At 68.7% G+C, this 16,038-nt stretch carries 21 protein-coding genes; 9 read left to right on the forward strand and 12 right to left on the reverse strand.

The window, feature by feature from the left end:
* A partial coding sequence (locus ACHAA3_RS15795; RefSeq protein WP_435710042.1) for a sugar phosphate isomerase/epimerase family protein occupies window positions 1-319 on the forward strand: 319 nt, incomplete at its 5' end.
* A gap of 103 nt (window positions 320-422) precedes the next feature.
* Window positions 423-1,001 carry a DinB family protein gene (locus ACHAA3_RS15800; RefSeq protein ID WP_435710044.1) on the forward strand — a complete coding sequence of 193 codons (579 nt, stop codon included), beginning with the start codon at window positions 423-425 and terminating at the stop codon, window positions 999-1,001.
* 6 nt (window positions 1,002-1,007) lie between these two features.
* On the opposite strand, the gene ACHAA3_RS15805 is transcribed toward ACHAA3_RS15800, so the two are convergent.
* The 3 genes from ACHAA3_RS15805 to ACHAA3_RS15815 form a co-directional block, all read right to left on the reverse strand.
* Complete coding sequence (locus tag ACHAA3_RS15805) at window positions 1,008-2,252, reverse strand: YeeE/YedE family protein (protein WP_435710045.1); 1,245 nt, start codon at window positions 2,250-2,252, stop codon at window positions 1,008-1,010.
* A gap of 97 nt (window positions 2,253-2,349) precedes the next feature.
* On the reverse strand, window positions 2,350-3,465 hold the full coding sequence (gene prfB, locus ACHAA3_RS15810; protein WP_435710047.1) for a peptide chain release factor 2: 1,116 nt from the start codon (window positions 3,463-3,465) through the stop codon (window positions 2,350-2,352).
* A gap of 17 nt (window positions 3,466-3,482) precedes the next feature.
* Window positions 3,483-3,659, reverse strand: coding sequence for a DUF5302 domain-containing protein (locus ACHAA3_RS15815; RefSeq protein ID WP_435710048.1), 177 nt, complete (start codon window positions 3,657-3,659; stop codon window positions 3,483-3,485).
* A gap of 53 nt (window positions 3,660-3,712) precedes the next feature.
* Here ACHAA3_RS15815 and ACHAA3_RS15820 point away from each other — a divergent pair, with 53 nt between their 5' ends.
* Window positions 3,713-3,961, forward strand: coding sequence for a hypothetical protein (locus ACHAA3_RS15820; protein WP_435710049.1), 249 nt, complete (start codon window positions 3,713-3,715; stop codon window positions 3,959-3,961).
* Window positions 3,962-3,967: 6 nt separating this feature from the next.
* Here the strand turns inward: ACHAA3_RS15820 and ACHAA3_RS15825 are convergent, their stop codons facing one another.
* From ACHAA3_RS15825 to ACHAA3_RS15855, 7 genes are all read right to left on the reverse strand, one after another.
* A complete protein-coding gene (locus ACHAA3_RS15825; protein ID WP_435710050.1) occupies window positions 3,968-4,372 on the reverse strand; it encodes a pilus assembly protein TadG-related protein in 405 nt (134 codons plus the stop codon).
* 10 nt (window positions 4,373-4,382) lie between these two features.
* Window positions 4,383-4,811 (reverse strand): hypothetical protein, encoded by a 429-nt coding sequence (locus tag ACHAA3_RS15830; RefSeq protein WP_435710052.1) that lies wholly within the window; start codon window positions 4,809-4,811, stop codon window positions 4,383-4,385.
* Window positions 4,808-5,215: a TadE/TadG family type IV pilus assembly protein gene (locus ACHAA3_RS15835; RefSeq protein ID WP_435710053.1), complete on the reverse strand. Its 408-nt coding sequence runs from the start codon at window positions 5,213-5,215 to the stop codon at window positions 4,808-4,810. Before ACHAA3_RS15835 ends, ACHAA3_RS15830 begins: the two co-directional genes overlap by 4 nt.
* Window positions 5,216-5,221: 6 nt before the next feature.
* Window positions 5,222-5,386: a hypothetical protein gene (locus tag ACHAA3_RS15840; RefSeq protein WP_435710054.1), complete on the reverse strand. Its 165-nt coding sequence runs from the start codon at window positions 5,384-5,386 to the stop codon at window positions 5,222-5,224.
* 63 nt (window positions 5,387-5,449) lie between these two features.
* On the reverse strand, window positions 5,450-6,364 hold the full coding sequence (locus ACHAA3_RS15845; protein WP_435710055.1) for a type II secretion system F family protein: 915 nt from the start codon (window positions 6,362-6,364) through the stop codon (window positions 5,450-5,452).
* Window positions 6,361-7,224, reverse strand: a complete 864-nt coding sequence (locus tag ACHAA3_RS15850) for a type II secretion system F family protein (protein ID WP_435710056.1) — start codon at window positions 7,222-7,224, stop codon at window positions 6,361-6,363. Before ACHAA3_RS15850 ends, ACHAA3_RS15845 begins: the two co-directional genes overlap by 4 nt.
* The gene (locus ACHAA3_RS15855) at window positions 7,212-8,483 is read right to left on the reverse strand and encodes a CpaF family protein (RefSeq protein WP_435710057.1); all 1,272 of its coding nucleotides are present in this window, start codon (window positions 8,481-8,483) and stop codon (window positions 7,212-7,214) included. The genes ACHAA3_RS15850 and ACHAA3_RS15855 overlap by 13 nt, the downstream gene beginning before the upstream one ends.
* A gap of 277 nt (window positions 8,484-8,760) precedes the next feature.
* Between ACHAA3_RS15855 and ACHAA3_RS15860 the strand changes: the two genes are divergently transcribed.
* The 3 genes from ACHAA3_RS15860 to ACHAA3_RS15870 are packed head-to-tail and all read left to right on the forward strand — an operon-like array spanning window position 8,761 to window position 10,834.
* A complete protein-coding gene (locus ACHAA3_RS15860) occupies window positions 8,761-9,258 on the forward strand; it encodes a hypothetical protein (protein ID WP_435710058.1) in 498 nt (165 codons plus the stop codon).
* Window positions 9,259-9,310: 52 nt separating this feature from the next.
* Window positions 9,311-10,207, forward strand: a complete 897-nt coding sequence (locus ACHAA3_RS15865) for an SMP-30/gluconolactonase/LRE family protein (protein ID WP_435710059.1) — start codon at window positions 9,311-9,313, stop codon at window positions 10,205-10,207.
* 54 nt (window positions 10,208-10,261) lie between these two features.
* Window positions 10,262-10,834 carry a hypothetical protein gene (locus ACHAA3_RS15870; RefSeq protein WP_435710060.1) on the forward strand — a complete coding sequence of 191 codons (573 nt, stop codon included), beginning with the start codon at window positions 10,262-10,264 and terminating at the stop codon, window positions 10,832-10,834.
* Here the strand turns inward: ACHAA3_RS15870 and ACHAA3_RS15875 are convergent.
* Window positions 10,831-12,150 carry a DUF222 domain-containing protein gene (locus ACHAA3_RS15875; protein WP_435710061.1) on the reverse strand — a complete coding sequence of 440 codons (1,320 nt, stop codon included), beginning with the start codon at window positions 12,148-12,150 and terminating at the stop codon, window positions 10,831-10,833. The two genes, ACHAA3_RS15870 and ACHAA3_RS15875, sit on opposite strands and share 4 nt — an antisense overlap.
* 141 nt (window positions 12,151-12,291) lie before the next feature.
* On the opposite strand from ACHAA3_RS15875, the gene ACHAA3_RS15880 reads away from it, so the two are divergent.
* On the forward strand, window positions 12,292-12,822 hold the full coding sequence (locus ACHAA3_RS15880) for a hypothetical protein (RefSeq protein ID WP_435710062.1): 531 nt from the start codon (window positions 12,292-12,294) through the stop codon (window positions 12,820-12,822).
* Window positions 12,823-12,826: 4 nt separating this feature from the next.
* Here ACHAA3_RS15880 and ACHAA3_RS15885 read toward each other — a convergent pair whose 3' ends face one another.
* Entirely contained in the window at window positions 12,827-13,360 is a 534-nt protein-coding gene (locus ACHAA3_RS15885) for a TetR family transcriptional regulator (RefSeq protein ID WP_435710063.1), read from the reverse strand.
* Window positions 13,361-13,479: 119 nt separating this feature from the next.
* Between ACHAA3_RS15885 and ACHAA3_RS15890 the strand changes: the two genes are divergently transcribed.
* Together ACHAA3_RS15890 and ACHAA3_RS15895 are read left to right on the forward strand one after the other, a co-directional pair.
* Complete coding sequence (locus ACHAA3_RS15890) at window positions 13,480-14,928, forward strand: MFS transporter (RefSeq protein ID WP_435710064.1); 1,449 nt, start codon at window positions 13,480-13,482, stop codon at window positions 14,926-14,928.
* Between the two features lie 102 nt (window positions 14,929-15,030).
* A complete protein-coding gene (locus tag ACHAA3_RS15895) occupies window positions 15,031-16,038 on the forward strand; it encodes an NADP-dependent oxidoreductase (protein WP_435710065.1) in 1,008 nt (335 codons plus the stop codon).

Raw genomic sequence — 16,038 nt, forward strand, 5'->3', positions numbered from 1 at the left:
CCGGATCTACCACGTCGACTGCAAGGACGCCAAGAAGCAGACCGGCAACGGCCGCAACGGTCGGCTCGGCTCGCACCTGCCGTGGGCCGATCCGCGACGTGGCTGGGACTTCGTGTCGACCGGACGCGGTGACGTGCCGTGGGAGGCGTGCTTCCGCATGCTCAACACCATCGGCTACACCGGACCGATCTCGATCGAGTGGGAGGACGCCGGCATGGACCGGCTCCTCGGTGCCCCCGAGGCCCTCGAGTTCGTCAAGCGCAACCTGTTCGACGCCCCCACCGCAGCCTTCGACGCCGCCTTCAGCGCAACCACATAGCCCGTCGACGAGTCACGCAGACCCGTCGACGAGTCACGCAGACCCGTCGACGAGTCACGCAGACCTGTTGACGAGTCACTCGTTGTCAGTATCTGCTGTGAGCATGGGACACAAGGACACGCTGCACGGGTACATGCACCACGCGCACGACGCGCTGCGCTGGAAGCTCGAGGGGCTCGACGAGTACGACCTGCGCCGACCTCTTGTCGCCACCGGAACCAATCTGCTCGGCTTGGTCAAGCACACTGCGGCCACGACCGTCGGGTACTTCGGCAACGCGTTCGACCGTCCCTTCGACGAACCGCTGGACTGGCTGTTCGCCGAGGACGCGGAGGACAACCTCGACATGTTCGCCACAGAGGACGAGTCGTCGACCGACATCCTGACGTTCGATGACCGGTGCTGGCGCCACGTCGACGCGACCGTCGCGGGGCTGGACCTCGACTCCCCCGGCCGGGTGCCGTGGTGGCCGGGCGAGCGCGGCGACGTCACGCTGCACACGATCATGGTGCACATCACCGCCGAGCTGAACCGTCACTGCGGGCATGCCGACATCGTGCGCGAACTGATCGACGGCTCGGTGGGGATGCGGGCCGACAACTCCAACCTGCCGCCCGGCGACTGGCAGGCGGCCCACCGCGAGCGGCTGGAGACGATCGCGCGCGCCTCGCGGTCGCACTGAGGACGATCAGCAGACCGAGTCCTGCGACTTCGGCACCCCGAGCCCGAAGTACGGCCGCAGCTTCAGCCCCACCCAGGTGCCGGCCAGGGCCGCGACGGCCCAGATCCAGCCCGAGATGCTGCCCGTCGAGATGCCCCCGAGGTAGGCGCCGATGTTGCAGCCGTTCGCAAGCCGCGCCCCCACGCCGAGCAGGATGCCGCCGAGCAGCGCGGCGGTCGTCTCCCGAGCCCGGAAGCGGTGCTTGAGCGTGTAGACGCCGCCGAGGGTGGCGGCAAAGGCCGCGCCGATGATGACGCCGAGATTGGTCAGCGTCGTCTTGTCGGCCAGCAGGGACGCCGACAGCGAACTGGCCTGTCCCGGTTGCTGCCAGTACGTCCAGGTCTCCGGGTTCGCGCCGAGCAGCTGCAGGAACTTCGCACCCCACAGCCCGAAGGCCGAGGTGACTCCCCAGATCCCGCCCGAGACCCACAGCACCGCGGCTGCGAGGACACCGATCACCACGGCGCCGACGATCATCGGCCACGAACCACGCAGGACCCGCACCAGACCGTGGGCCGTCGGCGGACGCCCAGTGGGTGGCGGGTTGCGGCGCGCCTGGACCACCTTCGAGACGACGACGATGGCCACCAGCACGAGGAGCGTGACCAGCCAGGCGCCGCCGAACCCGACGTGGTCCTGCAGCAGCACCGGATCCCAGGCCGGCAGGTTGTCGACGAGGTCGTACTGCCAGGTGTAGAGCACCGAGCCGACGATGAAGCCGAACAGGGTCACCAGGATGCTGGTCTGGCCCGAACCCACGGCGAACAGGGTTCCCGAGGCGCAGGCCCCGCCCAGCTGCATGCCGAGGCCGAACAGGAACGAGCCCGCGAGCAGACCCACGCCCAGGGGGCCTGCAGCCGGTGCTGGTGTCGATCCGAACAGTCCAGAGCTGGTCGCCAGGATCAGGAGGCCGAGGGTCGCGGCGACCCCGAGCAGCAGCGCGTGGGCTCGCACACCGGCTCCGTTGCCCACCGCGACCAGCTGGCGCCAGCCCGAGGTGAAGCCGAAGCGTGAATGGAACAGCGCGAGGCCCAGGCCGAGCCCCAGCCCGAGCAGCACGGCCTGGCGTCCACCGTGCTCGATCCCGACCCAGACGACGAGTGCCGCCGCGACGACGGCTGCGGCCATGGTCGGGCCGCGCTGGATGGGCGGCGCCTCGCCCTGCTCAGGAGCCGGCGTGGAGGTCTTGGCCTGGGTCAGAAGTGTGCTCACCACTCGACGGTACGGAGTCGGTGAGCGCGGACGACGCGTCTCTCACATGCCGGACGCTGCGTGCAGGCGTCCGCCCGATCGGTGACGCGCGGATCGATCAGGCCGAGCCCTCATTGTTGCGGCGCCAGCGGATGCCGGCCTCGACGAAGTCGTCGATCTCGCCGTCGAGGACGGCCTGGGTGTTGCCGGACTCGTGCTCGGTGCGCAGGTCCTTGACCATCTGGTACGGATTCAGCACGTAGTTGCGCATCTGGTCACCCCAGGAAGCCTGCACGTCGCCGCGCAGCTCGTCGAGGTGCGCACGCTCCTCAGCCTTCTTGAGGGCCAACAGCTTGGCCTTGAGGATGACCATCGCCGATGCCTTGTTCTGCAGCTGGCTCTTCTCGTTCTGGCAGCTGACCACCGTGCCGGTGGGGATGTGGGTCAGGCGGACTGCGGAGTCGGTGGTGTTGACGCTCTGCCCGCCGGGGCCCGAGGAGCGGTAGACGTCGACGCGCACCTCTTCGTCGGGCAGATCGATCTGGTCGGTCTCCTCCAGCACCGGCACGACCTCGACCGCGGCGAACGACGTCTGGCGGCGGCCCTGGTTGTCGAACGGCGAGATACGCACGAGTCGGTGGGTGCCGGCCTCGACCGACAGGGTGCCGTAGGCGTAGGGGGCCTTGACGGCGAAGGTCGTGGACTTGATGCCTGCCTCCTCGGCGTACGACACGTCGTAGACCTCGGTCGGGTAGCCGTGCCGCTCAGCCCAGCGCACGTACATGCGCTGCAGCATCTCGGCGAAGTCGGCGGCGTCGACGCCTCCGGCACCCGAGCGGATGGAGACCAGCGCCTCGCGCTCGTCGTACTCCCCCGACAGCAGGGTGCGGACCTCGAGCGACTCGATCTCGGTGCGCAGACGGCTCAGCTCGGTCTCGGCCTCGGCGATGGAGTCGGCGTCGGCCTCCTCTTGGCTCAGCTCGACGAGGACCTCGAGGTCCTCGATGCGGGCCCGCAGGTTGGCCACCCGCTCGGTGTCGTGCTGCAGGGTGTTGAGCCGCCCTGTCACGCGCTGGGCGTTGGCCTGGTCGTTCCACAGGTCGGGCGCACTGACCTGTTCTTGCAGGTCAGCGATCTCAGAGCGCATCGAGTCGACGTCGAGCACCTTCTCGATCGAGGACAAGGTGCCGTCGAGCGCCTTGATCTGTTCTGCGAAGTCGGTAGCCACTCGCATGAGATTACAGGTGTTCCTCAGATGCTCTTGCGGCGGAACTCTGCCTGCTCGATGGGCTTGTCCGCACCGTGCGACTTCTCGCTGCCGTCATGCTCGACGCCTTCGTCGCTGGGGTGGTGCTTCTCCTGCTTCTTGGCCAGCGCTTCGCGCATCTTGGCCTTGAGGTCGTCGTTGTGCCCACCGTTGTTTGCCATGGTGCACTCCATCACGATCTGCACGAGCCCACAACAGGCTTATCGTCAGGTACATGGCCCAACGCAAACGACCCGACTTCGGACCCGAGGTCGTTGAGCGACTCGCGCACGCCAAGGCCCGGCGCGACGACGCGGTCAGCGCCGCCACCCACGTGTACGAGGACGCCCTGCTCGACGCCTTCGACGCAGGCATGACCTACCGCGAGATCAACGACACCGTCGCCGGCTCACACACCACGCTCACCCAGCAGATCAAGAACGCCCGCGCCCGACGATCTGCGGAGGATCCCCGGAGCGACTGATCCGTTTCACGGATCGGCGACCCGCAGGCTGCCGCTCGCCTCGGCAACGACCGTGGTGCTCGAGGGCAGACCGGGCGGCCGCAGGGCCAGCCGGACCGACCGTTCGAGGCGCACCACGATGCTGTCCTGCGTGGTGGTGACGCTGACGATTCGTGCGTCCGATCCGGCCACGTAGTCGGCCACGAGTCGGCGCGCCCGCGCCGGGTCGACCGTCACCTCTCCCCCGGTGTAGAACGCCTCGGTGTCCAGACCATCGGCCGCTGCGAGCGCCGCACCATCGGCGAGGTTGTCGAGCTCTCGGCGTTCCAGGAAGGCGCCCGAAGCGTTGATGACGACCGCCACGAGCAGCCCGAGCACGGCGAAGAAGCCGATCGTCATGACCGTGATGGTGCCGCGTTCGCGGCTCGTCATCGCTGAACCTTCATCGCTGGGCCCGGAAGGTTCCGTAGGGCTGGGTGTGGGTGCTGTCGACGGTGATGGCTCCGAGCTGGTCGCCCAGGACCTCGGGTGTCAGGGGAAGCCGTTGCGAGACCTGCACGAAGACCCGGACGGATGAGCCGGGCTGCAGGCACTGTGACGGAGAGGGCAGGCAGGTGACGCGGACGGTCGCGCCGTCGACACCCTGGTCCTGCATCGCGATCAGCGCGGCCGACTCAGCCCGCCGCTGGGCGGTGGGGACGTCAGGCGACTGCAAGAAGATGCGAGCCGCGGACTGGCTCGCCGTCGAGGTCCCGTAGGCAGCTCGTTGGGTGTCGAAGACGGCGATCAGCACGTAGACCAGCGGGACCATCAGCAGGATCGACAACCAGATGAACTCGATCGTGGCGGTACCGCGCTCGGGCCGGTTCACGGCTCGAGCTCACGGACGGCGTGCCCACGGACCGTGAGAGGGACCGAGGGGCCGAACAGTCCGAGAGCCGGCACCCGGGTGCGGACCACCACCTCGGTAGTCGCGATGCCGCCCGTGATCGCGTATCCGGCCGTGACATCGTCCGCATAGCCGTCGGCGAGTGAATCGGTGATGATCTGTCGGGTACGACGCACCCCGTCGTCGACCGAGGCACCCAGCGGAGCAGCGGCGCGCGCACCCTCCGACGCAGCAGCCGTGGCGGTGTTGCGGACGTGCAGCACCAGCGCGACCTGCGCGATACCCAGCACCAGCGGCACGAGCAGCACCATCACCATGACGAACTCAGGAACCGCAGCGCCACGGTCGCCACCGAAGGTCGCCCGGACGTCACCACGGCGAGGCACGACGAGCTACCCGCCGACGGCGGACAACGCCTGGGTCAGCATCGACTGCAGCTGCGGGCCCGCTGCTGCGGCCAGCAGGGCGACCAGGCCGGCCGACATCACGGTGATCATGACCCAGCCGGGCACGTCACCGCGTTCGTCGTGACGGTCGAGTCGTTGGATCCCCTTCATGTTTCCTTCTGCTGGGTCGAGCATGTTTCCCCCTGTTGGGTCGGGTTGGTCAGGCTGGATGAATCACGATCCGGAGGTCAGGTGCAAACCGACCAGTCCCGGGTAGAAGGCGAAGACGACCGTCACCGGGAGCACGAGGAAGACAACGGGGATCATCATCGCGACCTCCTTGCGCCCTCCGGTCTCCATGAGCTCGCGTCGAGCGGACTCGCGCACATCGGCCGCCTGCGCGTGCAGGACATCGACAAGAGGGGTGCCCCGGTCGAGAGCGACCGCCAGACCTTCGGCGAATCGCGAGATGCTGGTGACCGCAGTGCGCCGAGCGAGCTGGTCGAACGCCGCGGCCATCGAGGTGCCCGTGCGAATCTCTGCCATCACCCGGGTCAGCTCGTCGGACAGACTCCCGTGGCTGACCTGGAGCACACGCTCGAGTCCGGCCACCGGGCTCTCGCCCGCGGCGACGGCCAGCGCGAGCAGCTCGGCAACCACCGGAAACTCGGCCTCCATCTCCTTCTCGCGCCGGCGCACCCTGTCGGTGAGGCGGTTGTCGCACCACATGACCCCGGCGATGAAGCCGAATGCGCACGCGACCAGGAGGATCGGAGCGGGGGTGCGCTGGGAGACCCACAGCACGAGGGACGTCGCGATCGCAAGTCCGAGACCCGATACGCCCCATAGAGCTTGCCGGACTCTGAAGTCGTCGGGGCCGCGCGGGTCACCCAGCCGGTCGAGACGTGAGCGGACCGATGAGGAGCTGCCCACCCATTCGCCGACGGTCGCGCCTGCGCGCCGCACCGAGGGACCGAACACGGCCCCCACGACCCCGGCTGATCCTGCCGGGCCGTCGATGTAGGGGTGGACGTCGCGCACGTACGGCAGCACACGTTGATCGACCGATGGTCGACGGTTGCGCCACCAGCCCGAGGCCATCAACCAGAGGCCGGCTGACAGGCTGAACCCGATCAGTGCGCCGCTCATGCGAGGATCCGCTTCTCCGACGGCAACCGACCGATCGCGATCATCAGCCGATACGCCACCACACACGCGACCGCTCCACCGCCGAGCACGATCAGGCCGGTGGTCGTGGCGTATCGACGCACCACATCACTCTGGAAGCACATGAGCAGCAGCACGATCCACGGCGCTGCAACCGCAAGACGAGCTCCGGTGACGGTCCAGGACTGTCGCGCCTCGACCTCGCCGCGGGTGCGTTGGTCGTCGCGCAGGAAGCCAGCCAGGGAGCGCAGGACTCGCCCCAGATCTCCACCGCCGACGTCTCGGGCAATCCGTAAGGCCTCCACGACCCGGTCGCCGGTGGGATCGGCCAATCTGTCCTTGAGCAGGTCGAGCGCCTGGTGGAAACGGCCCGAGGACTGGTAGTCGCGCCCGAACTGGGAGAAGGGCTCGCGGAGCCCCTCGGGGCCGCGCTCGCCGAGCTGGATCAGCGCGTCGGGGAGCGACAACCCCGCCCGCACCGCGGACGTGAGGTGGTCCACCACATCGGGCCACAGCGCACCGTGCTCCCTGCGTCGGCGAGCTGCACGTCCTCGCAGAACTGCGATCGGAACGGAGCCCGCCATGAGACCGAACAGCACCCCGATGGCTGGCACCCCGGAGGCTGCCAGCAAGACCAAGGAGCCGAGAGCGAACGCAGCGGCGCACAGGAGGACCACCTGCCAGGCAGCGACTCCCGTGACTCCCGCTGATGCGAGCAGCTCGTCGATCCGATTGCGGCGCTGCCGCCGCGCTCGCGGACGAGGGCGCCAGCCCGGCTCGAGCCAGCGCCACGCGAGCAGCACACATCCCAGCCCGAACATCGCTCCGATCAGGGCGCCCATGCCGACACCCCCAGCAGACGATCCAGGTCGATGCCCGCTCGCTCGAACACGTCTCGCCGCGCGGGGATCCCGTGATCGCGCTGCAGAATGCCGCCTCGTCGGGTGAAGACCGGTTCGGACTCGATCATGGCGTTCTCGACGCGCCCCGTCACTGCCACGATCTCGCGGACACCTCGAGAGCCGTCGGGCCCCATGGCCGTGTGCACGACGAGGTCCACCGAGGACGCGACCGTGGGCACCACGAAGCGCGACCCGATGTTCTCGCCGGCCAGGAGCGGGAGCGTGCACATCTTGACCAGCGCCTGCCGCGCCGAGTTGGCATGGATGGACGCCATGCCCGGCAACCCGGCGTTCAACGCCAGCAGCAGGTCGAGGCACTCGGCTGCACGGACCTCGCCGACGATGATGCGTGACGGCCTCATCCGCAGGGCTTCCTTCATGAGCGTGCGCAGCCCGATCTCGCCGGTGCCCTCGAGGCCCGCCTGTCGGGTCTGCATCGCGACCCAGTCGGGATGCCCGCACTTGAGCTCGAAGACCTCCTCGACCGACACCAGCCGTTGCGTGCCCGGAATCGATGCCGCCAAGCAGTTCAGCAGGGTGGTCTTTCCCGCCTGCGTACCCCCGGAGACCACCACGTTGAGGCCAGCTCTCACCGAAGCATCGAGAAAGTCCGCCGGTCCACGATCAAGCGTGCCGAGCGTGACGAGATCGGCCAGCGAGTGCGCCTTCGCGATGAACTTGCGGATGTTGACGGCGGCGAATCCCCGCGTGATGCCGTCGAGCACGACGTGCAGACGATGACCTCCGGGCAGCATGGCGTCGACGAACGGCTGGCTGATGTCGAGACGACGCCCGCTGCTGGACAACATCCGCTCGACCAGCTCGCGCACGTGGTCGGCGGTGAGGACGACCGTGGTGAGCTCGTGGACCCCGTCGCGGGCGATGAAGACCCGATCAGGCTGGTTGATCCAGATCTCCTCGACGGTGTCGTCGTCGAGGAACTGCTGCAGCGGACCGAAACCCGACACGTCGGCCAGGATCTGACCGATGACCGCTTCTGCCTGCTCGACGGGTCGGACTGCTCCGGTGAGGCTGCGACGGTCGTGCTCGGCGATGACATCGACCGCGGCACGCCGGACCGCGTCGGTGTCGGTGCGCGGATCGATGCGGCGTTCGCGGACGAGATCGCGCACACGATCGGCCAGTGCCGGCGCCAGGTGCTCCATCGCGATTCCCCCGAATCGTTCGCTTTTGGCCATCCTGCCGGACCAAAGGCCCAGTGTGAAGGCCTCTCTGCTCGATCCTGTGGACGACTGCGCTCCATGAGCCCGTATGACGCAGGATCTGAGCATCGTCGCGGGTGAGCGATGCGACCCCGGTGCCCTGACCTCGACGGATCCCCGGAGTCGCCCAACAGCTCGGCCGAGCGGCTCACATACGTGACCGTCGTCGAGGCCGAGACGGTGCGGAGTTCCGCTGACAGTAGCGAATCAGTGCCCTAGGTTCAGTCTGAACTTTCCCATCGGAGTGACCATCATGAAGAAGCCATCCTGGCTCTGGCCAGCGCTCGGAGTCGGGACGGCTGTCGTCACGGTCGTTGCCTCCTACCTCATCGTGCGATTCGCACCCTCTCCCATCGAGTTCGCAACGCTGGTGCTGACCGTGCTGCTGGCAATTCTTGCGACGTTCGGCTACCTCGGAACCAAGCGAGGACACGCGGCCACGTTCGTGGCCCTCGCCCTCGTCCTGCCCTATCTGTTGATCGGTACCTTGGCGTACGCATCGCTGGAGCGAGGTGCATCAGAAGTCGAGTCAATCTTCGAGGACGACGATGCGTTCGCGCCCGACGACGAGTTCTTCGAGGACGACGACGAATTCCTCGGAGATGGGACGTACGGCTCAGACCCCGAGCTCGACGCACTGCAGGACGAGTGCATCGCGGGCGATGAGCAGGCGTGCACCGACCTGTTCTTGGAGTCTCCCAGTGGCAGTGAGTACGAGTCGACCGCGCAGGAGTACGGCGGAGACTTCTAAGTGGCAGTCAGTCGGGCATTGACACCGATCGACGACCGGCAGAGGGTGAGGCATGACCCGTGAGCTGAGGACCATCGTCGCCGATCTGCACTTCTCCGAATGCCCTCGCTGGCACGAGGACCGGCTGTGGTTCTCGGACTTCTACCTGCACCGCGTGCAGTCGTGCGCCGAGGACGGATCGGACCTGCGGGTCGAGGCCGAGGTGCCCCAGCAGCCGTCGGGTCTGGGCTGGTTGCCCGACGGGCGCCTGCTGATCGTGTCGCAGCACGACGCCCGCCTGCTGCGCCGCGAGCACGACGGCACGCTGGTCACCCACGCCGAACTGGCCGACCACGTGACCGGAGACCCCAACGACATGGTGGTCGACGACCAGGGCCGGGCCTACCTGGGCAACTTCGGCTTCGACCTGATGGGTGGCGCGGCCACGGCGACCGCAGCCCTGCTGCGTGTGGACCCCGACGGCAGTGTCACCCAGGTCGCCGACGGCCTGCACTTTCCCAACGGCAGCGTCATCACCCCCGACGGCACGACCCTGCTCGTCGACGAGACGTTCGGCAACCGGGTCTCGGCGTTCACGATCGCCGACGACGGGTCGCTGACCGACCATCGCATCTGGGCCGAGCTGGGGCCTCTGCCCACCACCACCGACGTCGGTGAGGTGATCGCGACAGCCGCCGCCGGCCCCGACGGCTGTGGACTCGACGCCGAGGGCATGCTGTGGATCGCCGACGCGGTCCACGGACGGGTCATCCGGGTGCGCGAGGGCGGCGAGATCGTCGACCAGATCGACACCCCCATGGGCGTGTACGCCTGCATGCTGGGCGGAGCTGACGGCCGCACCCTCTTCATGTGCTGCGCACCGGACTTCCTGGCCGACAACCGTCGCGCCGCGGCCGAGGCAGTCATCCTGACCACGTCGGTCGAGGTGCCGCACGCCGGTCGACCGTGACGCCACACCCGTCACTGTCGCCACACCGGCACCTCGCCGGGTGATGATGGTGACGTGAAACGTTCTGTGATCGCCCTGGCCGCGCTGGCCCTCCTCATCACTGGCTGCGGTCGCGGCGACGATGGCACCGACACCGCGCCGGAGCCCACCTTCTCGACTCCGTCCGCCACCGCCACCCCCTCAGCATCGGGATCACCGACGCCGACCCCGACGGAGGAGACCCCGGCCCCGGACGCTCCCCCGGTCGACTACAGCGCGGAGGGCGGCGCGCTCGTGACCGGTTCTGGAGACTCCAGCGCCCTCGCTGGTGCCCCCGCGGACTTCAGCACCTTCGTGACCGGCGAGCTGTCGCGCCTGCGCACCGAAGGGATCGACGGGTGCAGCAACGACCCCCAGATCCGCGTCGACACCGTGCAGGGCGCTGGCTGGGCCTCCGGCGGCGTGACGGCACCGGAGTGCGGCGGCTATGCCGTGCTGTGGGCCAAGACCAGCAACCGGTGGGCGCAGGTGTGGAGCGGGCAGGAGCTCGTCGACTGCGGAACCCTGAAGCGCTACGACTTCCCGGTCTCGGTGGTCGGCACCCAGTGCCTCGGTCCGGGCGGCACCGCGTCCGCGTACAGCAGCTAGGAGGCAGCGCGCGGTTCGAGTCGGGTGAAGCGTGCGTGGCGTCGCGGCACCTGGTCGGGGTCGACGCGTCGGGGTGGGACGACGTCGACGATGCCGTCGTGAGCGCGGGCGAGCGTCCAGCCGGTGCCGTCGTGGATGAGGTGGTGGTGGAAGAAGCAGAGCAGCACACCGTTGTCGAGAGTGGTGGGACCACCGTCGGACCAGGCGCGGAGGTGGTGCGCCTCGCAGTGCGAGGGCGGGCGGTCGCACCCGGCCCACACGCAGCCCTGGTCGTGCGCTGCCAGGGCGATGCGTTGGGGCCTGGAGTACAGGCGACCCGGGCTGGAGGTGCAGCTGATCTTGCCGTCGGGGTCGAGGTAGAGGGCCACGAGGTGGGCGTTGCAGGCCATCCGCTGCGCCTGGGCGGCCGACATGGTGCCACCGCTGGTGGTGGTCGCGGTTCCGGTGCCCGCCCGCATGACGTCGACATCGACGGTGACCGCGACGGTCGCGGCCAGTCCCCCGGCCTGCGGCAGAGCGCCCTGGGGCAGATGCTCGATCAGCTCGAGGAACGCGAGTCCGAGCCTCTGGTCGTGCGGCAGCGCCATGATGTCGTCGATGCCGAGTGCGTGCCGGTTGGCGGTGAACCGCTTGCGGCGCGGTGCGGCCAGCGCCTCGAGCGCGGCCAGCAGGTGGTCGGCCTGGGCGTCGGGGATCGTGAAGTCGCCCCGGGTGGTGCCGTTGCCACGGCGACGCATCGAGAACCGGGTCGCGTCCCAGGCACGCGCCTCTTCGGCGGCGAGCTTGTCACCGAGGATCTCGTCGGCACCGTCGGGATCGACGACCTCGACGATCCGGTTCGCCAGACGCTTGAGGTCGTCGAGAGCGAACTTCTGGGCGTAGGAGACCAGCTCGGCCGCGGCATCGTGGCGCTCCTGGTCGCCGAACCACTCGGGCAGCTGGTCGACGGCCTCGGCCATCACCTGGACCTGCTCGGCCGAGACCAGACCCATCGACCACGCCGTGCTGATCGGACCGTCCTGGCACAGTCGGGCCGTCTTGACGACCCGCGCGGCCGCGGGCCTGGACACCCGGGTCGTCGAGGCCAACCACGCCGTGGTGGAGGAAGCGCCGTCGGACCGGGGAAGCTGCCGCTCCTCGGCGGCCCGGACCAGACCCGCACGCATCGCCTCCAGCGCACACATCGCCGTCTGGACGTCGACCACCGTCGCGGTCACCTGCTCGTCGGTCAACGCCCACATCGGCGCCTGCGCCACACCCACCACGGCATCGACCGCAGCCTGAGCTGCGGCGACGAATGCTGGCGATGCGGCCATCGGATCCCCCTGGACCAGAACTAGAACGTATGTTCGAGTGTATCCCATCGCGTCACGTCGCGCAAGTCTTTTGCACTGCAACAACAGTGCATTTCGCTTATCACAAGCCACCGACACAGCACTCGAACGTACGATGAGCCGATGCGATCCGTCGGGCTTCCCCTCGTCTGGGGAGCCACTCCCGACGAGGCGCGGCGCCGATACCCCGCCGACGACGCCGTGACCGGCACACCCGTGCTGATGACTCGAGCGATCGATGTCGCCGCTCCGGTCGAGTCCACGTGGCGGTGGTTGTGCCAGCTGTCCGAGGCGCCGTACTCCTACGACTGGCTCGACAACCTCGGCCGACGCAGCCCCCGCACACTCACCCCAGGGGCCGAGACGATTGAGCTGGGCCAGGCCATGGCCACCGTGCTGCGCGTGACGTCGGTCGATTCCCCGCACCAGTGGACGGGCGTCACCACGCCCCGCGGCCAACGGCTCGCCGGCGGCTTCGCCATGACCTATGCCGCCGAGCCGGCCGGGTCGCACTCGCGGATCGTGGTGCGGATCGCCGCAGCGTCGTCCTCGCGACTGACCCGGTGGCGCGCCGAGGCCCTCGCCTGGGGCGACCTGGTGATGATCCGCAAGCAGCTGCGCACCCTCAAGCAGCTGGCCGAGTCGCACGCCTGAGCGACTACCGCGGGTCGACGAGTGCCTGGATGGCGGCACCGTACAGCTCGATGATCGATGCACGAGGTGCGCCGATGATTCCCTCCTCCTCGACGACCGCCCAGGCCTGGAACAGACCGCCCAGCTGGGCGGAGACGAGATGAGCGCGCAACATCGCATCATCCCCCTCCAGGACCGCAGCGAGTCGGTCGACGAAGACCCGACGCGACGCATCGCGTAGGCCCTCCCGCACGACCTCTCTGTCACTGGCGCGCACCATGGCTGCGAGGTGACTGCGGAAGTCGGCGCGCTCGGGATCCACCGAGTGTGCGACGAGTCGCTCGCCGAGCTCCTCGATCGGCCCATCGATCGGCGTCTCGCCGAAACCGTCCAGTCCGACGACCTCGAGGAACAGCGCCTCCTTGGAGCCGAAGTGGCGGATGACCATCGCCGGATCGACCCCGGCGGCGCTCGCGATGCGCCGCACCGTGGTGGACGCGTACCCCTCGGTCTCGAACAGGTGGACCGCCTGCTCGGCGATCAGATCCTTGGACGACATGCGGCCAGTATCGCGCACGCACCGTCACCGACATCACACGTCAACTAAGTTGACCCGCGAGGCATCCCCCGGCACAGTTGGTTGCACCGAACAACTGTGCCCTGCCCTGGAAGGACCCCATGACGACCACCACCGACAGCTCCACGACTCCTGTCCAGAACCCACCCACCGGCCGGTGGCTGCTGTTCGTCGGCCTGGGAGCACTGGTCGTGCCGCTGTCCCAGACCATCCTCGTCCCGGTCCTGGCGACCCTCCCGACGACGCTGGATCAATCCGTCGACACGGTGCAGTGGCTGCTCACCTCCACGCTGCTCGTCGCTGCCGTGGCCGTTCCGGTGATGGGCCGCCTGGGCGACATGTTCGGCAAGCGTCGTCTGCTCCTGGTCGCCGTCGCCGCTCTCGTGGTCGGCTGCGTGCTGACCGCGATGACCAGCAACATCGTGCTGCTGATCATCGGCCGCGCGATCCAGGGCGTCTCGGCCGGAGCGATCCCGCTCGGCATCAGCCTGCTCAGCTCGCTGCTCCCCCGCGAGCGCGCCGGCTCGGCCATCGCCACGGTCAGCGCGATGCTGGGCGTCGGAGGTGCACTCGGTGTGCCGCTGGCTGGCTACGTCTCGCAGGAGTACGACTTCCACGCCCTGTTCTGGCTGTCCGCGGCCATCGGCGTCATCGCCTTCGCCGGCATCGCTCTGGGCGTGCCCGAATCTCCCACCCGTTCAGGCGGCCGCGTCGACGTCCGGGGCGCCGCGCTGCTGACCGCCACCCTGCTCGCCCTGCTGCTGCCGTTGTCGCAGGGCAGCCGGTGGGGCTGGTCATCGCCCCTGGTCATCGGCCTGCTGATCGCGTCGGCCGTGCTGCTGGGCCTGTTCCTGACCAGCCAACGACGCACGACCGAACCCCTGGTCGATCTCGCCACCCAGACCCGCCGACCGATCCTGCTGACCAACATCGCGTCCATGTTCTTCGGCTTCGCCCTGTTCGCGTCACTGATCGGCACCGCGTCGTTCGTGCAGTCGCCGCCCGAGGCGGGCTACGGATTCGGCAGCTCGATGCTGGTGGGCGGCCTGACGCTGCTGCCCGGTGGCCTGATGATGCTGTTCCTCGCGCCGCTGACCGCCGTCCTCGCTCGCCGGATCGGCGCGAGCCGCGTCCTCGCGCTGGGCGCGATCATCCTCGCGGCCGGTTGGGGCATGCGCATCGTGGCCGTCGGCTCCCTGACCGAGGTGATCATCGGCGCGACGATCGTCGGCGCTGGCTCGGGCATCGGATACGCCGCCATGCCGGCGATCATCAACGCCCATGCTCCCCGCGACGAGCTGGCCTCCGCGAACGGCGTCAACGCCCTCCTCCGGTCCCTCGGCAGCTCCCTGGCCAGTGCGATCGGCGGGGCCGTGCTTGCCGGACAGACCCTGAACCTCGGACCGGCCGTGCTGCCGACCCTCGGCGCCTATCAGGTGCTGTTCGCCCTGTGCGCCGGAGCATCGGTCATCGCAGCCGTGGTCGCGTTCACGATTCCTCGCGAGCCGGCCGAGGTCACGCTGACCACCGCACAGCCGACGAGCCCGTGACTGGTTACATGGCCCCATGACCCGCAGGAGCGAGCGCATCGGTGAGCAGGCCTGCGTCGCCCCGTCCGGGAGTCATCTCACCAACAAGCCCGCAGGAGCCTGATGTCAGTCATCGCACGCCGCGTCCACCTTGCCCAGCGCCCCATCGACCTGCCCGATGGCTCCACGTGGTCGGTTCGAGACAGCGAGCTCGAATCGCCCGTCGACGGTGAGGTCCTGGTCAAGGTCACCCACCTGTCGCTCGACCCGGCCATGCGCGGCTGGCTCAACGACGTGCGTTCCTACGTTCCGCCCGTCGCGATCGACGCCGTCATGCGCGCCTCGGGCGTCGGCACCGTGCTCGAGTCGCGCCACCCCGACTTCAACGTGGGTGACAGCGTCACAGGTCTGACGGGGATCGCCGACCACGCCGTGCTGAGGGGCGAGCACCTCACTCACATCGACCTGTCGGTGGCCGAGCCCGCAACGTGGCTGGGTGCTCTGGGCATGCCCGGCATGACTGCATGGTTCGGACTGTTCGACGTGGCGGCAGCGAAAGCGGGCGAGACCGTGGTCGTGTCCGGCGCAGCCGGCGCCGTCGGCAGCGTCGTCGGCCAGCTGGCCAAGGCCCGTGGCTGCCACGTGATCGGCATCGCGGGAGGACCGGACAAGTGCGCGTGGCTCACCGACGAGCTGGGCTTCGACGCCGCGATCGACTACAAGCAGGGCCCCGTGCACCGCGGCCTGCGCGACATGGCCCCTGACGGCATCGACGTCTACTTCGACAACGTCGGCGGCGAGATGCTCGACTCGGCCCTGCGCGCCCTGCGTCTCGGCGCGAGGATCGCCATCTGTGGAGCCATCTCCACCTACAATGCCACCGAGCCGGTTCCTGGGCCCGCGCACTACATGTCGCTGCTGGTCAACCGGGCCACGATGTCCGGCTTCCTCGTCTTCGACTACGAGGACCGCTACGCAGAAGCAGTCGACGGCATCACCGCGCTGATGGCAGACGGATCGCTCGTCGCACGCGAGCAGGTCGTGCAGGGACATGTCGACGACTTCGGCGACACCCTCCTCATGCTCTTCTCCGGAGCCAACACCGGCAAGCTGGTGCTCGCGCTCCAGTGA

It is taken from the genome of Aeromicrobium sp. CF3.5 (genome assembly GCF_051262695.1).
Taxonomy (GTDB): Bacteria; Actinomycetota; Actinomycetes; order Propionibacteriales; family Nocardioidaceae; genus Aeromicrobium.

What these genes read in the sequence shown, in the direction of transcription:
- ACHAA3_RS15820 (WP_435710049.1), top strand. Translation starts at nt 3,713, where the DNA reads ATGGCCCAACGCAAACGACCCGACTTCGGACCCGAGGTCGTTGAGCGA.
- ACHAA3_RS15885 (WP_435710063.1), bottom strand. Translation starts at nt 13,360, where the DNA reads ATGTCGTCCAAGGATCTGATCGCCGAGCAGGCGGTCCACCTGTTCGAG.
- ACHAA3_RS15800 (WP_435710044.1), top strand. Translation starts at nt 423, where the DNA reads ATGGGACACAAGGACACGCTGCACGGGTACATGCACCACGCGCACGAC.
- ACHAA3_RS15865 (WP_435710059.1), top strand. Translation starts at nt 9,311, where the DNA reads ATGACCCGTGAGCTGAGGACCATCGTCGCCGATCTGCACTTCTCCGAA.
- ACHAA3_RS15840 (WP_435710054.1), bottom strand. Translation starts at nt 5,386, where the DNA reads ATGAAGGGGATCCAACGACTCGACCGTCACGACGAACGCGGTGACGTG.
- ACHAA3_RS15860 (WP_435710058.1), top strand. Translation starts at nt 8,761, where the DNA reads ATGAAGAAGCCATCCTGGCTCTGGCCAGCGCTCGGAGTCGGGACGGCT.
- ACHAA3_RS15895 (WP_435710065.1), top strand. Translation starts at nt 15,031, where the DNA reads ATGTCAGTCATCGCACGCCGCGTCCACCTTGCCCAGCGCCCCATCGAC.
- ACHAA3_RS15845 (WP_435710055.1), bottom strand. Translation starts at nt 6,364, where the DNA reads ATGAGCGGCGCACTGATCGGGTTCAGCCTGTCAGCCGGCCTCTGGTTG.
- prfB (WP_435710047.1), bottom strand. Translation starts at nt 3,465, where the DNA reads ATGCGAGTGGCTACCGACTTCGCAGAACAGATCAAGGCGCTCGACGGC.
- ACHAA3_RS15855 (WP_435710057.1), bottom strand. Translation starts at nt 8,483, where the DNA reads ATGGCCAAAAGCGAACGATTCGGGGGAATCGCGATGGAGCACCTGGCG.
- ACHAA3_RS15880 (WP_435710062.1), top strand. Translation starts at nt 12,292, where the DNA reads ATGCGATCCGTCGGGCTTCCCCTCGTCTGGGGAGCCACTCCCGACGAG.
- ACHAA3_RS15890 (WP_435710064.1), top strand. Translation starts at nt 13,480, where the DNA reads ATGACGACCACCACCGACAGCTCCACGACTCCTGTCCAGAACCCACCC.
- ACHAA3_RS15825 (WP_435710050.1), bottom strand. Translation starts at nt 4,372, where the DNA reads ATGACGAGCCGCGAACGCGGCACCATCACGGTCATGACGATCGGCTTC.
- ACHAA3_RS15815 (WP_435710048.1), bottom strand. Translation starts at nt 3,659, where the DNA reads ATGGCAAACAACGGTGGGCACAACGACGACCTCAAGGCCAAGATGCGC.
- ACHAA3_RS15850 (WP_435710056.1), bottom strand. Translation starts at nt 7,224, where the DNA reads ATGGGCGCCCTGATCGGAGCGATGTTCGGGCTGGGATGTGTGCTGCTC.
- ACHAA3_RS15875 (WP_435710061.1), bottom strand. Translation starts at nt 12,150, where the DNA reads ATGGCCGCATCGCCAGCATTCGTCGCCGCAGCTCAGGCTGCGGTCGAT.